Source organism: Marinobacterium mangrovicola (genome assembly GCF_004339595.1).
GTDB lineage: Bacteria > Pseudomonadota > Gammaproteobacteria > Pseudomonadales > Balneatricaceae > Marinobacterium_D > Marinobacterium_D mangrovicola.
In genome coordinates this window covers 401937-420908 of the sequence record NZ_SMFU01000008.1, presented here as the reverse complement: position 1 = coordinate 420908, position 18972 = coordinate 401937, and the positions used below count along the sequence as shown (strand labels likewise).

Genomic DNA, 18972 nt, shown 5'->3' with positions numbered 1-18972 from the left:
GCCGGCATTCCGACCCGGTTTTCAGTTTGTGAAAAAATTAATCTTTGTGATCTTTAACAATCAGCACGAGCATCTGAAAAATCAGCCCCGCCAGCAACGCGATGATCGCAAACACCACTGTGTTATAGAGTCTACGCGGTTCTACTGAGTACTCCGGCAGTGTTGGGCTCTGCAGCACAGATACCTGCTTGAGCTTACGTGCTGCTTCAATACGCGTATTTTCCAACGCCATCAATGCACCCGAGTAGCTTTCCTGAGCAAACTGGGTACGCAATTCAAGTGTCTGGTATTCAGAAGAGACGACGTTCAACGCACCACCCGACTGCTGCGCCATTCGTGCGCGCTCCAGGCTGATTTGCTGAATCAATGCCTTAATTTCAGCTTCCGTACGCTGCACCTCGGACGAGCGCTTGCTCTGATAGCTCAATAAAGCTGTTTTCTTTGCTCTTAAATTCGCCAATTGAGCTTCAAGACTCGCGACTACCGCATTGATGCTTTCAACTGTACCCGTAGGTGAAACTAGGCCATTTTCGTTCTGGTATTCGATAAGTTTCTGGCGTGCGAGATCAAATTGCTCTGCCTGTTTGGCTACCTGTTTTTCTAAAAACTGAACCTGCTCTTCAGCCAAGCGCTGCCCCATAGCGTTCATGTGACGCTCGCCTTCAGTCAGCAGAAAAGAAGACAGTGCATGCGCCATATCCGGATCAAACGCGACTACCTTGATACGTAAAACACCTGCATATGAGTCTAAGTCTACAAAGACACGCTTTAGATAGTATTCGTGCAGCTCCTCAATCGTTACATCTTTACCAGATAACTCTGAGAAGAAATCGATACCGTTCCGCGTATAGTGACCACGTAGGTCCAGCTCTGCGTCGGCTTTACGCAACATATCAACCGACAAAAGGTAATCCCGCAGCAACAGCATGTCACGATCATTACTACCAGCGCCAGTTAGCAAGGACTGGAAGTCCAATGTAGGCGCTGCTATCTGTGGGCTTTCCAACACCACATTGGCCTCTGATACGTAACGATCGCTGGCCCAAAGACCCCAATAGAATGCAACAAGTGCTATCGATAGCAGGCAGGCAAACCAGTAAGGATATTGCTTAATAAGCTTTTTAATGTTGATTTTCATGCAGGTTAATTACCCTTTCCCTTTTTGCCGCTACTATTATGATATGCCTCGATGGCAGCATTAATATCATCAAACCAGATAGCTTTACCCTCATCGAGCCAAATACCGGCTTGACACAAATCTTTTAAAATTCCTTCTGAGTGAGAAACCATAATAATGCTCGCTTTTCCAACACGATCGCGAAAAGCCTTCGTCGCTTTGGCTTTAAACAATCTGTCACCGACAGCCGTTGCCTCATCTGATAAATAGACATCGAAGTCAAACGCAAGCGATAGACCAAAATTTAATCTAGAACGCATACCTGAAGAATATGTTTTAACTGGCTCATCAAAAGCCTTACCTATCTCTGCAAACTCTTCGACTCTGGCGACGATATCCGCAATTCCATCGCGATTTCCGTGAACTCGGGCAACAAACCGTACATTCTGTCGACCAGTCATTGAGCCCTGAAGCCCCCCTGACAGCCCTATGGGCCAAGAGATACGACTATTGGTAACGATACGACCGCGATCAGGGCTATCCATCCCACCAAGCAAGCGCAGTAACGTGGACTTTCCGGCGCCGTTACGGCCAACCAATCCCACGCTAACGTTACTCGGAATCTCAATACTCACATCCTTAAGTACCCAATCACTGCCATGGTGGTTGTGATAGCGTTTGTAAAGGTTCTCTACTTTGATCATTGGCGTTTCAGCCTAGACTCAAAACGAACATGTAGCATCAACCCAAGGGTCATCAATGTTAACGCCCAATACCAGAGATAAAGAAGGCTCGTGCCGTGCACAGGTTGGTACAAAGCAAAAAAAGCGGCTCGCAGCGTCTCCAGACCATGTACTATTGGATTCCACATCACATAGTGCAGCAAATCATGGGGAACGAAGTTCAGGGGGAATACTACGCCCGATATAATCAACAACGGCATAGATATAATTCGTAGGACCCTCGCCACCTCGGGAACTAGCCCGGCAAGCGCGGAAAAAACGAGACCTGCGCCCCCCCCTAGACACCAAAGCGAAAACCAAGCCCATAGGGCCACTAGAGGCTCCGCCGGTAGAAGCCCTATATCCAGCAACACTCCCGCCAAAATAAAGAGACAAAAAATAAATGATTTAAGGAGGCCTTCGAGATAGCACCTAACCATAACCGAATCAATCGGTTTGACCTGGCGATAAGCAAGCAAGCCTTTGTTCGCATCAATGGCACCTATAGGACGCAACATATTTTCGCGAAAAAGGAAAAATCCGAATAGGCCTGTGACTATCCAGGGTATGAACTCAGCCCCCCCAATGTGCTGCACACTCCCCATGGCCACAGTTCGAATTAGTACCATCAGCACGATCATCGCAATCGGCTCAAACAGCATCCAGAACCAGGCCATGCGGTCTGACATGGTACGAGCGAGGGCTTCGCGGATAAACATGGCGTGCCATACCGAGCGGGTGACCTGCCATGGAGTTCTTGTACTAATCACGCATAAACCTCATGCGAAAAAATGTGGCGGGCCAAGCCCGCCGAAAGGGATCAGCTTAACGTCAGCCTATTACAGGTCGAAGGCGACCTTGGCTGCGATAGCGATCTGGTAGACGATCTGGCTGATGCTGGTGGCCAACTGCAAGTTCTTCGTTGGGATAACCGGAAGCACCAGGATTTCATCGCCCGGTTTTAAGCTGACATCACTTGCCTGGCGGAGTTCGCCATTCATCCGTACCACCAGAACATTCTCATCATCTGCATTCTGGCTAAAGCCACCGGAGCTTTCGATGTAGTCCATAGCGGTCAGGCCGGGTTTGTATACCATCGACTGCGGAACCAGGACTTCACCGCTGACCATTACTGAATCGCTGTACTCCGGCAGAGTGATCACATCACCATCCTGAAGACGGATGTTGCTGATCTGGTCGTTATGCGAGACAACAAGACGGCCATTCGGCTCGACCTGTGATGCTTTCGCCACGAAGTTGCTGATCAACTCGGATTCTTTGAGTCGAATCTCAGCCTCTTCCGAAGTTGATGAAGGCGTAGAAAGGTAATTGGTTTCGAGACGATGCAGGCTTTCCTGCAAGGCCTCACGCTGGCGTTCAGCAACCGAAACACGACGCAACGAGATACTGGACGTGTCGGTCAACTGGGGCGGTACCGCAATCGCATCCAGAAACTCCTGCAGGCGGACATCTTTCGGCAGTGCATAGCGGGAAGGGCCATAGAAACTGCCTTCAAGCTGAACAACGATCGTTTCATCACGCTGATCCGAGCTAAACAGCACCTCATCACCACTGCGCAGCGGCTGCTGTGACAGCTCGTTAACAGCTACGTAGATCGAGATAGGCCCGTCATCACGGTTACCGCGCAGCAACACATGCGAAACGTCTGACTTGGTACGCGCCAAGGACAACAACGCGCCGCCGTTCATCTCTTCAGGCAAGAGCTCATAACGGTAGTCACGTTCAACGTCACCGGTTACCACGACAGACGGGCCACGTTCAGAAATAACGATGGTGTCGCCGTCCTGGAACTGAGGCAGCGGCAATTTGCCGTCAAGCAGGAAGTCATAGAGGTCCGCGGAAGCGATAATTTCGTTATTACGCTTAACGCTGATTTTACGATAGCTGCCCAAACGACTATCGATGCCACCGGCCTGATCAATGAAATACAGCAGAGAATCTGTGGGCGTACCCGCATAGCGGCCCGGATGTTCGACGTAGCCAGTAACAAACACAGCTACCGGCTGAACTCCCTGAAGGTTGGTGTAAACCTCAACCCCCTCGGGGTAAACAGACTTAATGGCTGAGGTAACCTTGGAGTTCAACTCACCGTTGGTGCTGCCCTGCACCTTGATCGGTCCAATACCCGGCACAAAGATATTACCCTGTGCATCGACGGGCATAATTCGCTCTATCTCAACCGCGCCCCATACCCTCAGTGTGACCTGATCTCCAGGCACAAGACGATAGTCGGAGTTCAGTCCATCAGCACGAATTCCGCTAAAACCACCGTTAAACAGATGACTGCCGAAGGGAAGAACCAAATCCATATCATCTTCAGAAAGAGCATCCAAAGACCCCTTCCCGAAGCGCGCTGTACGCCAATCGGTACGCGACTGCTGTTCATCAATGGTCTGGGGTATAGGAGCGGCGCGATCTACCCCCGACAAAATCCCACTATTGTCGATATCCATCGCCTGAGCCTGACTCGCCAGGACCAATCCACCAAGCCCCAGCAGGAACGGACGGAATAATGCTTTGATCTGTTTCATGCGCAAATACCAGCTTTATTGGGCGTTAAGCAGCTGGGTGACCGGACGTACCGAGACCCATTGGCTATCTTGTTTACAGGCGATGGCGATTTTTGTCGTCTGGGCGGCAGGAATTACCTGCAAGCGCAGGCAATCACGCCCTGAACCGGCGTAATACTGGCTCTGCACGATCACATCGGCATGACTGCCCCAAGGGGTGTGATCAAAATATGCGGATGCCTGCTCAGCGGAGTTATTGAAAAACTGCTGTAGTTCAGGTGATAAGGTGTTGGCGACTGTCGCCTGCGACTGCCATTGGCTACCGGAGGAAACGGGGGACGTTTGGGCACAACCGGCGAGAGCGCCGACACAGACCAAAGTCGCTAAAAACCGTGATGTGGTCGTAAAGAAAGGGGTCTGCATACCACAGATAACTCCATTTATATCCGCCCGCAAAGACATCTCAAATCCTTTGAGGGCGGCATATTAACGTTTTCAGTAAGCGCTGGCCAGCCGGCCAGCGCCACTAGAGCGGTTGGACGTCGTCATTAAGCCACTAGTCCACGAGGCGTTCATGATGCTGCTCCCAATTCGAGAAGAGCATCAAGTGTAAAATCGATCTGTTCCTCAGTGTGCTCACTACATACAAAGAAACGCAGGCGCGCACTTTTTTCAGGCACCGCGGGGTACAGGATGGGTTGAACGTTCACACCCTGTTTCAGCAGCTCAACTGATTGACGCGTCGCGACCAGAGAGCTCCCACTGATAACCGGCACCACCGCCCGGCCTATACTTTCACCCACATCAAAACCCGCAGCTCTTGCCTGGTTTGCTAGATATTCAGAATTCTTCTGCAGCGCCTGCACGCGCTGAGGCTCAGCCTGCATGATCCGCAGCGACTCAATCGCTGCACCTGCAACACTGGCAGGCATGCCAACACTGTACAGGAATCCAGGCGCGAAATGGCGCAGCATATCGATCAGCGGCTGACAGCCTGCGATATAGCCGCCGCAGCCAGACAGATTCTTGCTCAGTGTCCCCATCCAGATATCGACGCGGGTCGGATCGATACCCACATGCTCATGACTACCGAGCCCCTTCTCTCCAAGAACCCCAAGCGCATGAGCCTCATCAACCATCAACCAGCACTCATGGGACTCTTTCAGCTCAACCAGGCCCGAGAGGTCAGGCGTATCACCGTCCATACTGTAAAGGCCTTCGACAACGATCAACACCCGTTCGAACTGATGACGATTTTGCTGCAGAAGTTTTTCAAGATGATTAAGGTCGTTATGACGGAATGCCATACGCCTTGCGCCGGACAACTGGGCCCCAACGAGGCTGCTGTTGTGGATATATTCATCATGCAGAACAAGGTCACGACTACCCATCAGGTAACCGATCACCGAAACATTGGTCGCATGGCCACTGACAAACGCCAGGGAATCATCGGCCTTATAAACCTGCGCCAATGCCTGCTCCAACTCTCGATGAATAGGACGCTCGCCCGACACCATCCGGCTGGCTGAAACCGAAGTACCGTATTTCGCTGCAGCATTCTGCGCTGCTGCTATCACACGCGGATCGCCGGACAAGCCCAGGTAGTTGTAGCTGGCGAAGTTGATACACTCGCGGCCGTCAATAATGGCGGTGGCACCGGAACAGCCCTCATGGACCCGAAAGAAGGGATCTTCAACACCCAGCTTCTGAGCCCCCTCTCGCATAATATTCAGCTGTTGCCAGCCGGGGTGCTGCCGAAAGTCTGTACGCCGGTTAGGCGCAGCCTCACCGGTTACCAACGTTCCAGCAGAAGCCTTGCGGTCATTGCGTTTCAGTTTGCGCTGAACAGATTGTTCTATCAGACGCTGCTTCATCGATTGCGCGACTTTCAACTACCTTTTACCTCGTTTTCACTCACGCCGTGCTGAGCAGCAATCTGGGCATGTGTTACATCATCACTGTCGTCGTGCTCACCGCTGATACGCTCCTGCAGCTTAACGGAAAGCTTCGCAATGGTCGGAGACTCACTGATCGCCATTGCCGGCAGCTGCACACCGAAGCGATCCTCTATCGCGGTGATCAGCTCGACGCCCATCAGCGAGTCAAAGCCCAAGTCATAGACCGACTGCTCCGGATCGATCTGATCCGCGGATAGCATCAGGATCTGCCCCAGGCTCTGTTTCAGCTCCTCAGCAATCCTGACCAGCTGTTCCTCTGGCTCCAAACTCAGTAGTTCTGCCAACAGGTCCCCACCCTTGTCACTGCTATCACTGCCGTCATGACTGCGAGCAATCAGCTGGTAACGTGCAGCATTCGCCTTGGGAAGGAAGCGCGCCAGTGCCGACCAGTCAAACTCCATTACACCCAGCAGCGACTGGTTCTGCAATAGCATCTGTTCCAATACTGCTAAAGCACGGGCCGTGGTCAGAGCATCGCCACCCATGCGAGACTGCAGTGCCTGCTTAATCTGGGTATTGCGGGCCAGGTAGCCGGCATCATCAATCGCTCCCCAGCGCACACAGGTTGCGGCCAGTCCCTGAGCTTTGCGCAGATGAGTTAGCGCTTCAAGTGCCAGGTTCGCGGCTACGTAGTTAGCCTGACCAGGGTTACCAAACAGAGTCGTTGCCGAAGAGAACATCAGGAAGAGCTCTATCGGCTTATCCACCGTCAGCTCATGCAGGTACTGGGCACCGTAAGCCTTGGCCCCCAAAACCTGCGAGATCTGCTCGTCGGTCATGTTTTCTACCAGGCCATCGGCAAAAACGGTGGCGGCATGCACCACACCGGCAAGAGACGGCTGCTGTTGCTCGATAAGCTCCAGCGTTTCTTGCAGGCGAGCCTTATCGGATACATCACAGGCATAAGCCTGAACGTCAATGCCCTGAGCAGATAGCTCCGCGACAATCTCAGCCTCGCCCCCTTCAGCCTTACCTCGGCGACTCACCAGAGCCAGGTGGCGTACACCCTTTTCAACCAGCCACTGAGCCGTACGCAGGCCGAAACCACCGAGGCCGCCGGTGACCAGGAAGGTTCTATCGCCCGACAGATTCAGGCTCTCATGTTGCTGCAGCGGCGGCTGCGAAGCGTCGGGGAGCTGCGGGTAGTTAACCACGACCTTGCCGATCTGCTTCGCCTGCTGCATATAGCGGAACGCATCGACCACATTAGATGCGGCAAACGCCGTATACGGCAGCGGGTAAAGTTCACCCTCTTCAAACAGGGCCATCATCTCCCGAAACAGCATCCGGGTCAGCGTCGGATGCACCTTCATCAACTGATCGGAATCGATGCCGAAATAGCTGATGTTATTGCGGAACGGACGCAGGCCTATTGCCGTGTTCTCATAGAAATCACGCTTGCCCAGCTCCAGGAAACGACCGAAGGGGCGCAGCACTCGCAGGTTCTGATTAACTGCTTCACCCGCCAGGGAGTTGAGCACCACATCCACGCCCTGCTCGTCGGTGTCAGCAAGAATCTCTTCGGCAAAGGTGTGACTGCGCGAATCATAAATCGCGTCGATGCCCAGCAGGCGCACCACATCACGCTTGCTGGCAGAGCCGACTGTGGCGAAGATTTCCGCTCCCATCAGGCGGCCGATCTGAATCGCGGCAAGACCTACACCACCGGCGGCGCCATGAATCAGCAGTCGTTCACCGGGCTGCAGCCGCGCCAGATGCTTGAGCGCGTAGTACACGGTGAAGAAGGTGGTCGGAATTGTCGCTGCCGCTTCAAAGCTGATATCGGCAGGAAGATGCGCTAGGGTCTCTGCGCCGGTCACCATCTGAGTGCTAAAGCTGGCGGAACCAAAGCCAACCACCTTGTCACCAGGACGGAAATCGGTGACGCCGGCGCCCACCGATGTAACGACACCGGCAAACTCGAGCCCCATGGCTGGACCAGAGAAACCGTTCTCGATCGCCTCATCGGCCAACAGGCCGAGCGCGTACATCACATCGCGGAAGTTGAGTCCGGTAGCCTTGACCTCAACGGCAACCTCCTCATCCCCTGGAAGCGCCAGTTCACGAGGCTTCCAACGCAGATTCTTCAACTGTCCAGGCTGATCGAAGCCAAGAGTAAAGCTCTGGCTCAGTTCGACACTGTCCTCTCGCTCGGCCGGTTTAGCGTGCATCAAACGCGGCACGTATCGCTCACCGGCAGCGACGAGGTATTGCTCATCCTCATCAACCGAACAGTTCAAAGCCTGCTCAAAGGCAGCCGAATCAACCTTCGCGGGATCAGCTGGCAGATCGATCAACTGCAGAGGCAACGCCGTTTCATTCATCAAGGTGCGAACAAAGCCCCAGACAGCGGTCTGGCTGATAACCTGTTCGCTCTGCGGAAGCGTCTGCGGAGTTAGCTGAGCCGCACCCACGCCGGCCGTAATGACTGTCAGACGAATCGCTTCATCCTTGGCATCAAGCGATTTAACCAGGTCACGGATCTGTGCACAGCGCTTTGTCGTCTGCTCTGGCGAGCCTTCGGACCAGGCCCCTGCCAACAGAACAACCTGCGTCGCTTGTGACAAATCTACCTCTTCGGAAAGCTGACCCAGCAGATCATCGGAACTGGAAAATGCCTGCGCCCGTCCACAGTGGGATAGCAGCCTGTCACTCAATACCTGAGCGGCCTGATCGGTCAACACCAGCAACCGTCCCGGCTCACCTGAATCATCGACCTCCGCGTCCAGCGGCTGCGCCGCCGCCAGCAGGAAGGCACTACCCGGCTGCTCGGAATCTTCCAGCTGCTGCGCGATTTCGTAGCCAAGGCCGGAGAGCAAGCGGATCCAATGAGCGACGCCCGGCTGCAGACTACCCTCCTGCTCCAGCAGATCAGGTGCTGCACTTGAAAGCTGCTCCAGCCAGAACGCCTGCGGCAGCCCCATCAGCATCACCTGCGCACCCGGCCGGAGCTTCGTGCGCAGCTGCTGCAGCAACTGACGCACCTCGGACGGACGCATAAAGTCCAGGTGGATGATGACCAGGTCCAGCAAGCCCAGCTCAGCGGGCAAAGTCTGTTTATCCCAGTGCAGCGCCTGCAGCTGTTCAGGATTATGTAGCTGGGCACGCGCCTCTGTAACGGCTGCCGACGAACTGCTCAGGAAGCATAGATCTGCATTAAAGCCTTTGATCTGCGCTGCCAGCGACGGTGTCAGGATCATCTCTCCCGCACACACTTCCGCCATAGCCAAGCGCTGGCCCGGCTGCAGATCCTGTAGCTGCGCGTGTAACCGTTCAGCCAGCAGCCCCCGGAATACGGCTTCTCGGGCCGGTTCATAACGCGCGCGGTAGATCTCACCCCAGGCTCGCTCGGTTAATTCCGGCAATGAGCCGGTCTGGTGCAACCATTCAGACAGGTGCAAACCAAAACGGCCTGCCGCATGCACAGGCACAAAAGCTTCGGGATATTCACGCAGAAGCAGCTCCCAAAGGCCGGCCAGATCCACTTCCGGCGGTTCAGGAACGATCAGATCGCCGGCTTCGTTTTCAGCCAGCATTCCCTGTTTGATGGCCATTTCTGCCCAGCGCTTCTGCTGGTCGCCCAGCTGAGCCAGACGCACAGGTTTCTCGCTGACCCCATGTTCGAGGCCCGCCAGCACCAGGGTATCCAGCAGCGGCTCAACTTCGGTGATCATCCGGTCTTCGGATTGATCGGCAAAAAATGGCTCTAACGCCTGTAATAAACCGGTGTGGTTCAACGCAGAGGGTATCTTTGGTAGCGGCAGCGGCAGCAACGGCATCTCCAGTTTGGAAATAGCCAGTGACTGCTGTTTACGCAGCGGCACGGCCTTGAAACGGACGCCGGTCAGTACGGCAACCGCTTCGCCCTCAGCACCGAAGAGTTCAACTTCGGCCAGCAGCGAATGTGGCGATCGACGCACCAGCCGCACCCGAACCAGCGCGGGAATGACGCCTATATTCACCCGGCTAAATTGCAGGCGTTCGATCTGCACCGGCACATAACCGAAGCCGCCCCGGTTTTTTTCCTGGGCCAGTAACGGGATAAACAGCTGGAAAGCCGTATCCAGGATGCCCGGGTGCAACAGCAGGCCATCATGAGTCTGCTTGATCTCTTCAGTAGGCTGGTAACGGCCGATAACGGTGTCGCCGTCGACCCAGCCTTCGCTGACACCCTGGAACGCAGGGCCGTAGTCCAGGCCGATATGAGCGGCCGCGGACAGGTGCTGCTCACGATTAAAGTCCGCTGCCCGTTCCGGTATCCCTGGTCCCTGACGATCCAGGAGACGGCCAGCGCTACCGGCAAACCAACGTGCCTTAACGTGATTCTGCCACTCGCCTTCATGAGCATATGGGCGTGCCTTGATACACAGCTTGCCGCTCACTTCTTCGAGGCTGGTGCTCACTACCTTGGTCGTGCCCGTCTCCAGCAGCATCGGAGCCTGGATCTCGAGGCCTTCGATATCGATCCAATCCGCGTCGGATTCATGCTCCAGCAGATGCTGTTCGACCGCCGCCAGTGCGAGTTCCGCATAACCGGCACCCGGGAATACGACACCATCGCCCACCAAATGATCCGCCAGCCAGGGCTGGCGTCCGGTATCCAGCTGCGACTCCCAGACTCCGGGTTGATGCGGCAAGGTGTAGCCAAGCAGCGGGTGCTGATAGTGACGTGACAGCAAACGCAAAGACTCAGCGCTGTCCGACTTCCAGTAAGGCTGTTTCTGCCAGGGGTAATCGGGCAGCGCGACGGCTTTGCCCTGTACCGGGAACCAGGCGCTTTCATCGAGTTTCGCGCCGCTCAGAATCAACTCAGCCAGAGCTCTTTCAAGCTCCGCTGCGCTATCCTGACCACGAGACAGGGTTGCAACCACCTGCCCCTGCAGGTCTTCGGCCCGCAGGCATTCATTGAGGTAAGTGCGCAGTACGGGATGTGCACCAATTTCAATGAATGTCCGCTGACCCTTTTCGAGGCAATTCGATATCGCCTTTTCAAACAGCACCGGCTGGCGGATATTGCGCCACCAGTACTCAGCATCCAGAGATTTACCGCCCAGTTCCTCGCCAGTCACCGTGGAGATAAACGGAATTTCGCTGTCGCCCGGCTGCAATCCGGCCAACGCCTCTTTCAGGCCCGCTTCGATCGGATCCATACAGGGGCTGTGGAATGCGTAATTCAGACTCAAGCGCTTGAAGCGAACGCTCTGCTCCCTTAAACGGGTTTCGATCAGCTCGAGTTGAGCGGGCTCACCGGCCAGCGTAGACCCCTTCGCACTGTTGACGCCGGCAACGGCAACGCGCTCACATTCAAGCTCATCGATCAGCGTATTAAGGCTCTGCTCGTCCAGCGCGACGGCGGTCATTTCACCGCTGCCAGCGGTCTTGCCCTGATAGTGGCTGCGAATACAGATGACGCGAGCGGCCTGCTCCAGCGTCAGCGCGCCCGAGGCCCAGGCTGCTGCCACTTCACCGACGCTGTGGCCGGTCACTGCTACGGGCTTGATGCCCTGATCGCGCAGGTAACGGGTCACCGCAACCTGAAGCGCGAACAGCGCCGGCTGCGCCAGCTCGGTCAGATCATAGCAGTCAGCTTCCTGAGGCTCTCCGAGCAGTTTTTCTACGTCGCATATATCAGAGTACTGCTTGATCAGCGCGTTAACTTCCGCGACGGTCTCGCGGACCTGGCTCGACTGTTCAAGCAACTGCAGGCCCATACCGGCCCACTGACAGCCGTTTCCGGAGTAGACCCAAACGCTGCCCTGCTCCTGCAGCTGCCTGCGTCCGCTGAATACACCCGAACTCTCTTCGCCCTTCGCGAAGGCTCTCAGCGCGCCAGCGGCTTGCCCCTTATCCCGAGCCCATACCAGCAACGCCTGCTCATGCTGTTCGCGGCGGTAGCGTGCGCTCCAGCACAGATCGTAAAGACTGGCGGCATGAGCGGAATCGAGCTGATCGGCGGTGCGCTCAGCCATCACTTTCAGCGCATCCGCGTTACGAGCGGTAAGAATCAGCGGCAGATCCCGGCCTGGCTCATGATCCGCTTCACTGATTTCAGATGCCTCCGGCGGGCTTTGCAAAATCACGTGAGCATTGGCACCGCCAAAACCGAAGGAGTTAACGCCAATGGTTAACTGGCCGGTTTTAGGCAGTTCCAGAGTTTCGGTGACGGCTTCTATGTTCCACTCATCGAAACGGATATTTGGGTTCGGCTTGCGTAAACCGATGGTCGCCGGCACCTGACGGTTATGAATCGACAGCAGCGCCTTGGCAAGACCCGCCACGCCGGATGCCGTTTCCAGATGCCCAAGGTTACTTTTGACGGAACCTATTTTCAGCGGCTTAGTTCGCTGACGGGCCAAGGCCTCACTGATAGCGCGCGTCTCTATGGGGTCTCCCACAGAAGTGCCCGTACCATGAGCCTCGACATAATCGATCTGATCCGGCTCCAGCCCTGCACGTTCACAGGCCTTGCGCATCAGCGCAATCTGCGCATCCGGGTTGGGGACAGTAATCCCTGTTTTATAGCCATCGGTATTGACCGCGGTTGCCGCGACGACGGCAATAATCGGATCACCATCGGCAACCGCCTTCTCATAATTCTTAAGCAGGAATACACCGCCGCCCTCGGAACGGACGTAACCGTTGCCCTCCTCGTCCCAGACTTTGCAACGACCGTCCGGCGAGAGCATGGTCGCCTTCGAGAAGATCATAAAACCGAACGGGTGCAGATGCAGACTGATTCCACCTGCCAAAGCCAGATCACTTTCACCACTGAGGATCGACTGGCACGCCTGGTGAAAAGCCACCATGGACGATGAGCAGGCCGTATCCATGGAGACACTGGGGCCCTTCAGGTCAAACAGGTATGAAATTCGGTTGGAGGCGATGCTTGACGCGGTACCTGTACCGGTATTGGCATCAATCGCGCTGAAGTCATCAGCGAAGCGGTAGGCGTAATCAACGGAAGCGATACCCATAAAAACACCGGTATTGCTGCCGCGCAGGGTGGAAGGCGCAATACAGGCGCGCTCCATCGCCTCCCAGCTCATCTCCAGCAGCAGGCGCTGCTGAGGATCCATATGAGTTACTTCACGCGGAGACAGACCAAAAAAAGCCGCGTCAAAACCGCTCACATCCCCCAGGGATCCCGCCGCAAAGGTATAACTACTGCCCGGGTGTTTTTTGTCTGGATGCTTCCATGCGTCCTTACTCCAGCGACTCTCATGGACTTCTGTCACCAGGTCACGTTTTTCGAGCAGGGCTTTCCAGAGTGTTTCCGTGTTGTCGCAGCTAGGCAAACGCAGTGAGCAACCGATAACAGCAATTCGCTTGTCCATCTATGTGTACAGTCCCGAGTCAAACTTCTTCGCAGTGTAACGCCGCATAGTAGCAAATATACATACACCGTGTTTATAGGCGGCGCTGCTCTTTTATAATTTCCAGCCAACGGCACGCCAGATGATCTGCCGCGAGCCGCTCAGCAGCCGGTTTTACTTTGTCATCAGCATGGGATTGATCTGTAGACCACACCACCCAAGGCGTAGCCGGATCCGGTTCGCCGAAGCAACGATACACATCCGCCATGATAGGTACATGGTCACCATACCAGCACAAGGAGCCGCCTCGCTCGGAGCTTGCGACCGCTGCGGTTAACTGTGCGACCATTTCGTCGGCGTGCCTGAGATGGCCCAGGTAGACCGTCAGATCATCGACAGGCCCTTCAGGCGGACGTTTGTAGACCGCGGTTTCCAGCCCAGGTTCAGGCTGTTCGAGATGCAGAGGACCATGATTCTCCATGGTGATCACAAACACAAACAGCGGCCTGGCAGCTTCGTCTAACAGCTCAGAGACCTTACGCGTAACGGCAAGGTCTCCGGTGTATTGCCCGCAACGATCCACCGGCTCAAAAGCAGTGATATCGATAAAATCATCAAAGCCCAGTACCGGCAGCACCCGGTCGCGCTGATAGAAGTGCGCCATATAAGGGTGAACGCAAACAGTCCTGTAGCCCTGCGCCCTGAGGTGCGTAGCCAACGATGACACCGGAGTTTTCACCAGGCGGCGATAGGGGTTGTAACGGAAGATTCCCAGAGCATCTTCCGAGAGCCCGGTCAGAACCGAAGCCTCGGTACGCACCGTATTAGCGCCCCAGGCTGGAACCGACAGCGCCCCACTGACAATCGCCCTGGAGCTACATTGATCCCAGTTTTCGAGCACAGAAGACGCCACAAAAGGATACGAGTTACGGGGATCGAAAAAAGACTCGCTTTGCACCAGCACCAGGTTTGGCAGACTACTACCCTGCTCAAAAACCGGAAATTCAGCCGCAGGCTCAGGAAGTTTTTTACCACGCGCCAGCCAGTATTCAGCCAGGTGAGAATGCAGCAGGGAAATTAGCCCCGTCGACTGCATATCCTCGACAGGCAGCAGCGTCAGCCGTGGCCTGATCAACCAGGCTGCGCCTGCAGCGATGAAGGAGATCACCAAAGCCGACGGAGCAAGCTGCCACCATTCCAGCACCCCATGGAAAGCGGGCTCCAGCCAGAAGAACAACCCGATCGCCAGAGCTCCGGCAGCCAGAAGCAGCAGCGTTTTTATGACGCCGAAAAACGGGATATAGAGCCGGGGATGGCGTATAGCGTCGGTAAAATACTCGAAATCCTGGAGAATAAAGGGCTCTCGCAGCGAGGTGAACTTGGCGTGGTTAACCGCAATCAGCACGCCATGCAGAATCACGACCAGGCTGACCGAAAAATAAAGCCTCTGACTCAACAGGCAAGCGGCCCCAAACCAGGCCAGCCACCAGGCCAGACCACTCAGTATTGAATAAAGACCGGGAAGTTTTGGCCGCCCACCCAAGGGATTCACCAGGGAGCCCATCAGCAGCGAAATAAGCAGACCTGCAGTTACAACTATCAGCATCACGTTTTAGCCACCGAACCCCATCAGCCGCACAATCCGGTGCGACAGCCCAGCGGGTAACACCGCCAGCCACCAGGTGCCCCAATTCAGTGGAAAGGGAAAGCTGATCCGTGCGCGACCGCGCGCCACCCTGGAACGGATATAGCGCGCGGCTCGTTCCGGCCGCCACAGGAAAGGTTTGGGGCCAGGCATAGCGTCACACATCGCCGAACTCACATAACCCGGCATAACCACGGTGACTGTTACTCCACTGCCACTGAGCCAGCCTCGCAGCCCCTCGCCATAGGCTTTAACCGCAGCCTTGCTGGCACTGTATGCCGGTGTCACCGGCAAACCAAACCAGGCCGCCAGAGAGCTCAATAACACTAGTTGCCCTCGCCCCTGCTGCTTCATGGACTTCGCCAGCCTGTGGGCCAGATAAAATGTTGCCCGCACATTAAGCTCAAGCAACTGCTCTGTCTCTTCCCAGCTTTCACCAGAAAGCTCAGGCCCCGTATTGATATTCATGCCGGCATTAGCAAACACCAGATCCGGCGTTCCAGCCTCGAGTACTCCATCCACCCAGCGCACCAGTGCCTGGCGGTCACAAAGATCAAGCACGGACTCCGTCACCCTTGCTCCAGCGCTACGACATGTATCGGCGACCAGCCTCAGCTGCTCGGCGTTTCTCCCTTGAAGCCGCAAGTGCACGCCTGCCTGAGCATATTCAGAGGCCAAAGCGGCCCCAATGGAACCCGTTGCTCCCGTAATCAAAATCTCTGTCATAACGGGCAGGCTCTCAGTAAACGCTCAAGCGGCTGATTGTCCGCGCAGAGTACCTTGGCGGAGTTCTCCACGGCCATTTCAATCCCGTCATAGCAATAGAAGCCGCCGTTAATTTGCGTCGCATGAACCACTACCTTGCGGAATGCCTCGAAGAGCTCGGTATCAGCAGGCCCAGCATCACGCCAGAAGCTGTCTAAGCCGTTCTGCCACGTCAGGCCCGGCAGGTTATAGATAGGGTCGCTCAAGCAGAGTGTCGGACAGCCGTGCCCCAAAGCAACCATACCGGCGGTGCTGTTAACAGTCACAGTACCAGCGGCCGACTTGATCGCTTTTTCCAGATTCCCGGTCTCTATGTATTCAACCCGGTTTTCCAGCTCAAACCGCTTAACCAGCAGCGCTATCTGACCCGGATAATCCACAAGCCCCATATCCAGAGGATGGTTTTTGATCAACAGGCGAGATTTACCCGGGGCGTTCCTCGCGAATGACTCAAGGATATATTCCATCGCCTGCAGCATATTGTCGAAACGGGAGTGATCACGGATCTGCGCGTCGGTATTCAACTGCAGCGGCAAAAGATAGAAAGGAACCTCGTCGGCCTCCCGGCAGAGACGATCGATCACAGCAGCATCTCGCTTGCGCCAGAAAGGCAGCCGCATAAAACGCAAGATGTAACCCGCATACTCCACCGGAGCGGTAATTGGAGAATGGGTCTGATAGCGCGGGTTTAGTACCAGATTCAACATGCCTGCAACGTGATAAATCACGTCGTAGCCAGAACGCTTGCGAAATGCCGAATGAAACCTTTTCGGCTTTTGCTCGGGCTGATCACGCAAATAGACTGCAGCGGCACGAAACCAATCCGGATCCCTCGGCAGCAGTGAATGGCCATTCACGCCTTCACGCTCGAGCGTAACCCAGAAAGGGCGAAAATACCCTTCCTCGAACACATGGGTTCGAATGCCAAAGCGCTCGGCTTTCTCCACCGCAGCACGATGCACCGGCCGGCGGTCGCCGAACAGAATTTGATCAGTTATTCCCCAGCGCTTCCAAAGCGATTCGATAAATGCGGGCAACTGCTCAAGAGAGCCACGAAAATGCGCCCTGTCGCCGCGCGGTATCCAGTAGGCCAGATCTCCGGCGTTGAAGTTGACCTTGTAGACCTTATGGCCACAAGCCCGCAGAGCATCCGCCAGGCGAGCAAAAAATGGCGATGCCACACCCTGCAACATCAAAAATGAACGCGTCTTTACTGCCAAGTTGGTTCCGATCCCTGAAAGATGCCCGAGTGTACTTAAAACCGCAGCGCATCCTAGCACGTTGGCGGTTCGATATGGAGACGCCAAGCCCCGCCCCGCGCGGCCGAAGGCCATTCACGGCCACTATAAAAACTCAGTGAGGCCTTACAGCGACACTATCTATCTAGAAATATAAAAAGGCCCCGAAGGGCCTTTGATGGAGGGCAAACCTGACACGCCTGGGCGTTACTTGATGTGGTCCGGGCCGAACTCGGGATAGGCGTGCATACCGCACTCATGCACATCCATCCCTTCCGCTTCTTCCTGCTCGCTGACACGCAGCCCCATGATCGCCTTGATGATCAGCAGCACGACGAAGCTGGCGATAAACATCCAGGCGAAGGTAGCAACAGTACCGATCAACTGCCCCATGAAGGTGGCGTCCGGGTTGCTGATCAGCACCGCAAAGATCCCCCAGATACCGGCAGAACCATGCACGGAGATCGCGCCAACAGGGTCATCCAGTTTCAGCTTATCGAGCATCAGTACCGAGAAGACAACCACAACACCGCCCACTGCGCCGATCAGGCTCGCCACACCGGCGGAAGGCGCCAACGGCTCCGCAGTGATAGCCACCAGGCCAGCAAGAGCACCGTTGATGGTCATGGTCAGATCGGTTTTACCGAACAGGAAACGAGCAACCAGTGCAGCGACCACCATACCCGCTGCCGCTGCAGCGTTGGTGTTCACAAAGATCTTCGCGACAGCGTTAGCTTCTTCAACGTTGGCAATTTTCAGTTCAGAACCGCCGTTAAAGCCGAACCAGCCCATCCAGAGGATAAACATACCCAGGGTGGCCATCGGCAGGTTGGCGCCCGGGATCGCACGCACTTCACCATTAGGTCCAAAGCGGCCTTTTCGCGGACCTACCAGGATGACAGCGGCCAGTGCGGCGGCGGCACCCGCCATATGAACAACCACGGAGCCGGCAAAATCCTGGAAACCGAGCTGATCAAGGAAACCGCCACCCCACTTCCAGTAACCTTCTACCGGATAGATAACCGCGACCATAAACACCGCGAAAATAAGGAAGGGCCAGAGCTTCATACGCTCCGCTACCGCGCCGGAAACGATCGACATGGTCGCAGCGGCGAACACCGCCTGGAAGATAAAGTCAGCCATGGCCGAGTAGTAAGGTGCCCCTTCACCACCGGCGACCACATCCTCAGCACTGTTATCGGCGCCAAGCAGGAAGTCGATACCAGGAATGACTGAGCTCACCGGGTTAGCCGGGTACATGACGTTGTAGCCAACGAGCAGATAAACGATACAGGCGATGCCGTACAAGAGCGCGTTCTTGTTCAGGATCTCCACGGTATTCTTGGCGCGTACCAGCCCAGACTCCAGCATGGCAAAGCCCGCCGCCATCCACATCACCAGTGCCGTACACATCAAAAAGTAGAAGGTGTCCAGGGCGTACCCCAGCTCAATCACCATGTTTTCCATCTATCTGTTCTCCGCTGTGCTTTAGAACTGCCGGCGCACCGTCATGGCGAACCGAAAATTACCACAAAGATATTTAATTTCCTTAAAGGAATAAGCAATCAGCGGACCAACTTTGAATAAACACATGATTACAGGCAAAAAAACAGGATCTGGGGCCACATTTCGGGAGAAACGGCATCCAAAACGGTGCAGCAATAATCAGGGGTTACCAGAAGG

At 55.4% G+C, this 18972-nt stretch carries 11 protein-coding genes; all 11 read right to left on the bottom strand.

Features of this window, described 5'->3' with window-relative positions:
- Positions 1 to 37 precede the first annotated feature (37 nt).
- The 11 genes from CLV83_RS10405 to CLV83_RS10355 all read right to left on the bottom strand — a co-directional run bounded on the left by CLV83_RS10405 (position 38) and on the right by CLV83_RS10355 (position 18756).
- Positions 38 to 1138 (bottom strand): KpsE/RkpR family capsule polysaccharide export protein, encoded by a 1101-nt coding sequence (locus CLV83_RS10405; protein WP_165900280.1) that lies wholly within the window; start codon positions 1136 to 1138, stop codon positions 38 to 40.
- Positions 1139 to 1143: 5 nt separating this feature from the next.
- Complete coding sequence (locus CLV83_RS10400) at positions 1144 to 1821, bottom strand: ABC transporter ATP-binding protein (RefSeq protein ID WP_132291508.1); 678 nt, start codon at positions 1819 to 1821, stop codon at positions 1144 to 1146.
- Positions 1818 to 2558: an ABC transporter permease gene (locus tag CLV83_RS10395; RefSeq protein ID WP_132291505.1), complete on the bottom strand. Its 741-nt coding sequence runs from the start codon at positions 2556 to 2558 to the stop codon at positions 1818 to 1820. Before CLV83_RS10395 ends, CLV83_RS10400 begins: the two co-directional genes overlap by 4 nt.
- 120 nt (positions 2559 to 2678) lie before the next feature.
- Positions 2679 to 4391, bottom strand: coding sequence for a polysaccharide biosynthesis/export family protein (locus CLV83_RS10390; RefSeq protein ID WP_132291502.1), 1713 nt, complete (start codon positions 4389 to 4391; stop codon positions 2679 to 2681).
- 15 nt (positions 4392 to 4406) lie between these two features.
- Complete coding sequence (locus tag CLV83_RS10385; protein ID WP_165900279.1) at positions 4407 to 4793, bottom strand: DVU3141 family protein; 387 nt, start codon at positions 4791 to 4793, stop codon at positions 4407 to 4409.
- A gap of 149 nt (positions 4794 to 4942) precedes the next feature.
- Positions 4943 to 6244, bottom strand: a complete 1302-nt coding sequence (locus CLV83_RS10380) for an aminotransferase class I/II-fold pyridoxal phosphate-dependent enzyme (protein ID WP_424399125.1) — start codon at positions 6242 to 6244, stop codon at positions 4943 to 4945.
- A gap of 14 nt (positions 6245 to 6258) precedes the next feature.
- Positions 6259 to 13662, bottom strand: coding sequence for a type I polyketide synthase (locus CLV83_RS10375; protein WP_132291493.1), 7404 nt, complete (start codon positions 13660 to 13662; stop codon positions 6259 to 6261).
- A 73-nt stretch (positions 13663 to 13735) separates the two neighbouring features.
- Positions 13736 to 15247: an LTA synthase family protein gene (locus CLV83_RS10370; protein ID WP_132291490.1), complete on the bottom strand. Its 1512-nt coding sequence runs from the start codon at positions 15245 to 15247 to the stop codon at positions 13736 to 13738.
- Positions 15248 to 15253: 6 nt separating this feature from the next.
- Positions 15254 to 16012 carry an SDR family NAD(P)-dependent oxidoreductase gene (locus tag CLV83_RS10365; protein WP_132291487.1) on the bottom strand — a complete coding sequence of 253 codons (759 nt, stop codon included), beginning with the start codon at positions 16010 to 16012 and terminating at the stop codon, positions 15254 to 15256.
- The gene (locus tag CLV83_RS10360) at positions 16009 to 17271 is read right to left on the bottom strand and encodes a capsule biosynthesis protein (protein WP_243642359.1); all 1263 of its coding nucleotides are present in this window, start codon (positions 17269 to 17271) and stop codon (positions 16009 to 16011) included. Before CLV83_RS10360 ends, CLV83_RS10365 begins: the two co-directional genes overlap by 4 nt.
- A 225-nt stretch (positions 17272 to 17496) precedes the next feature.
- Positions 17497 to 18756 (bottom strand): ammonium transporter, encoded by a 1260-nt coding sequence (locus CLV83_RS10355; protein ID WP_132291484.1) that lies wholly within the window; start codon positions 18754 to 18756, stop codon positions 17497 to 17499.
- Positions 18757 to 18972 lie beyond the last annotated feature (216 nt).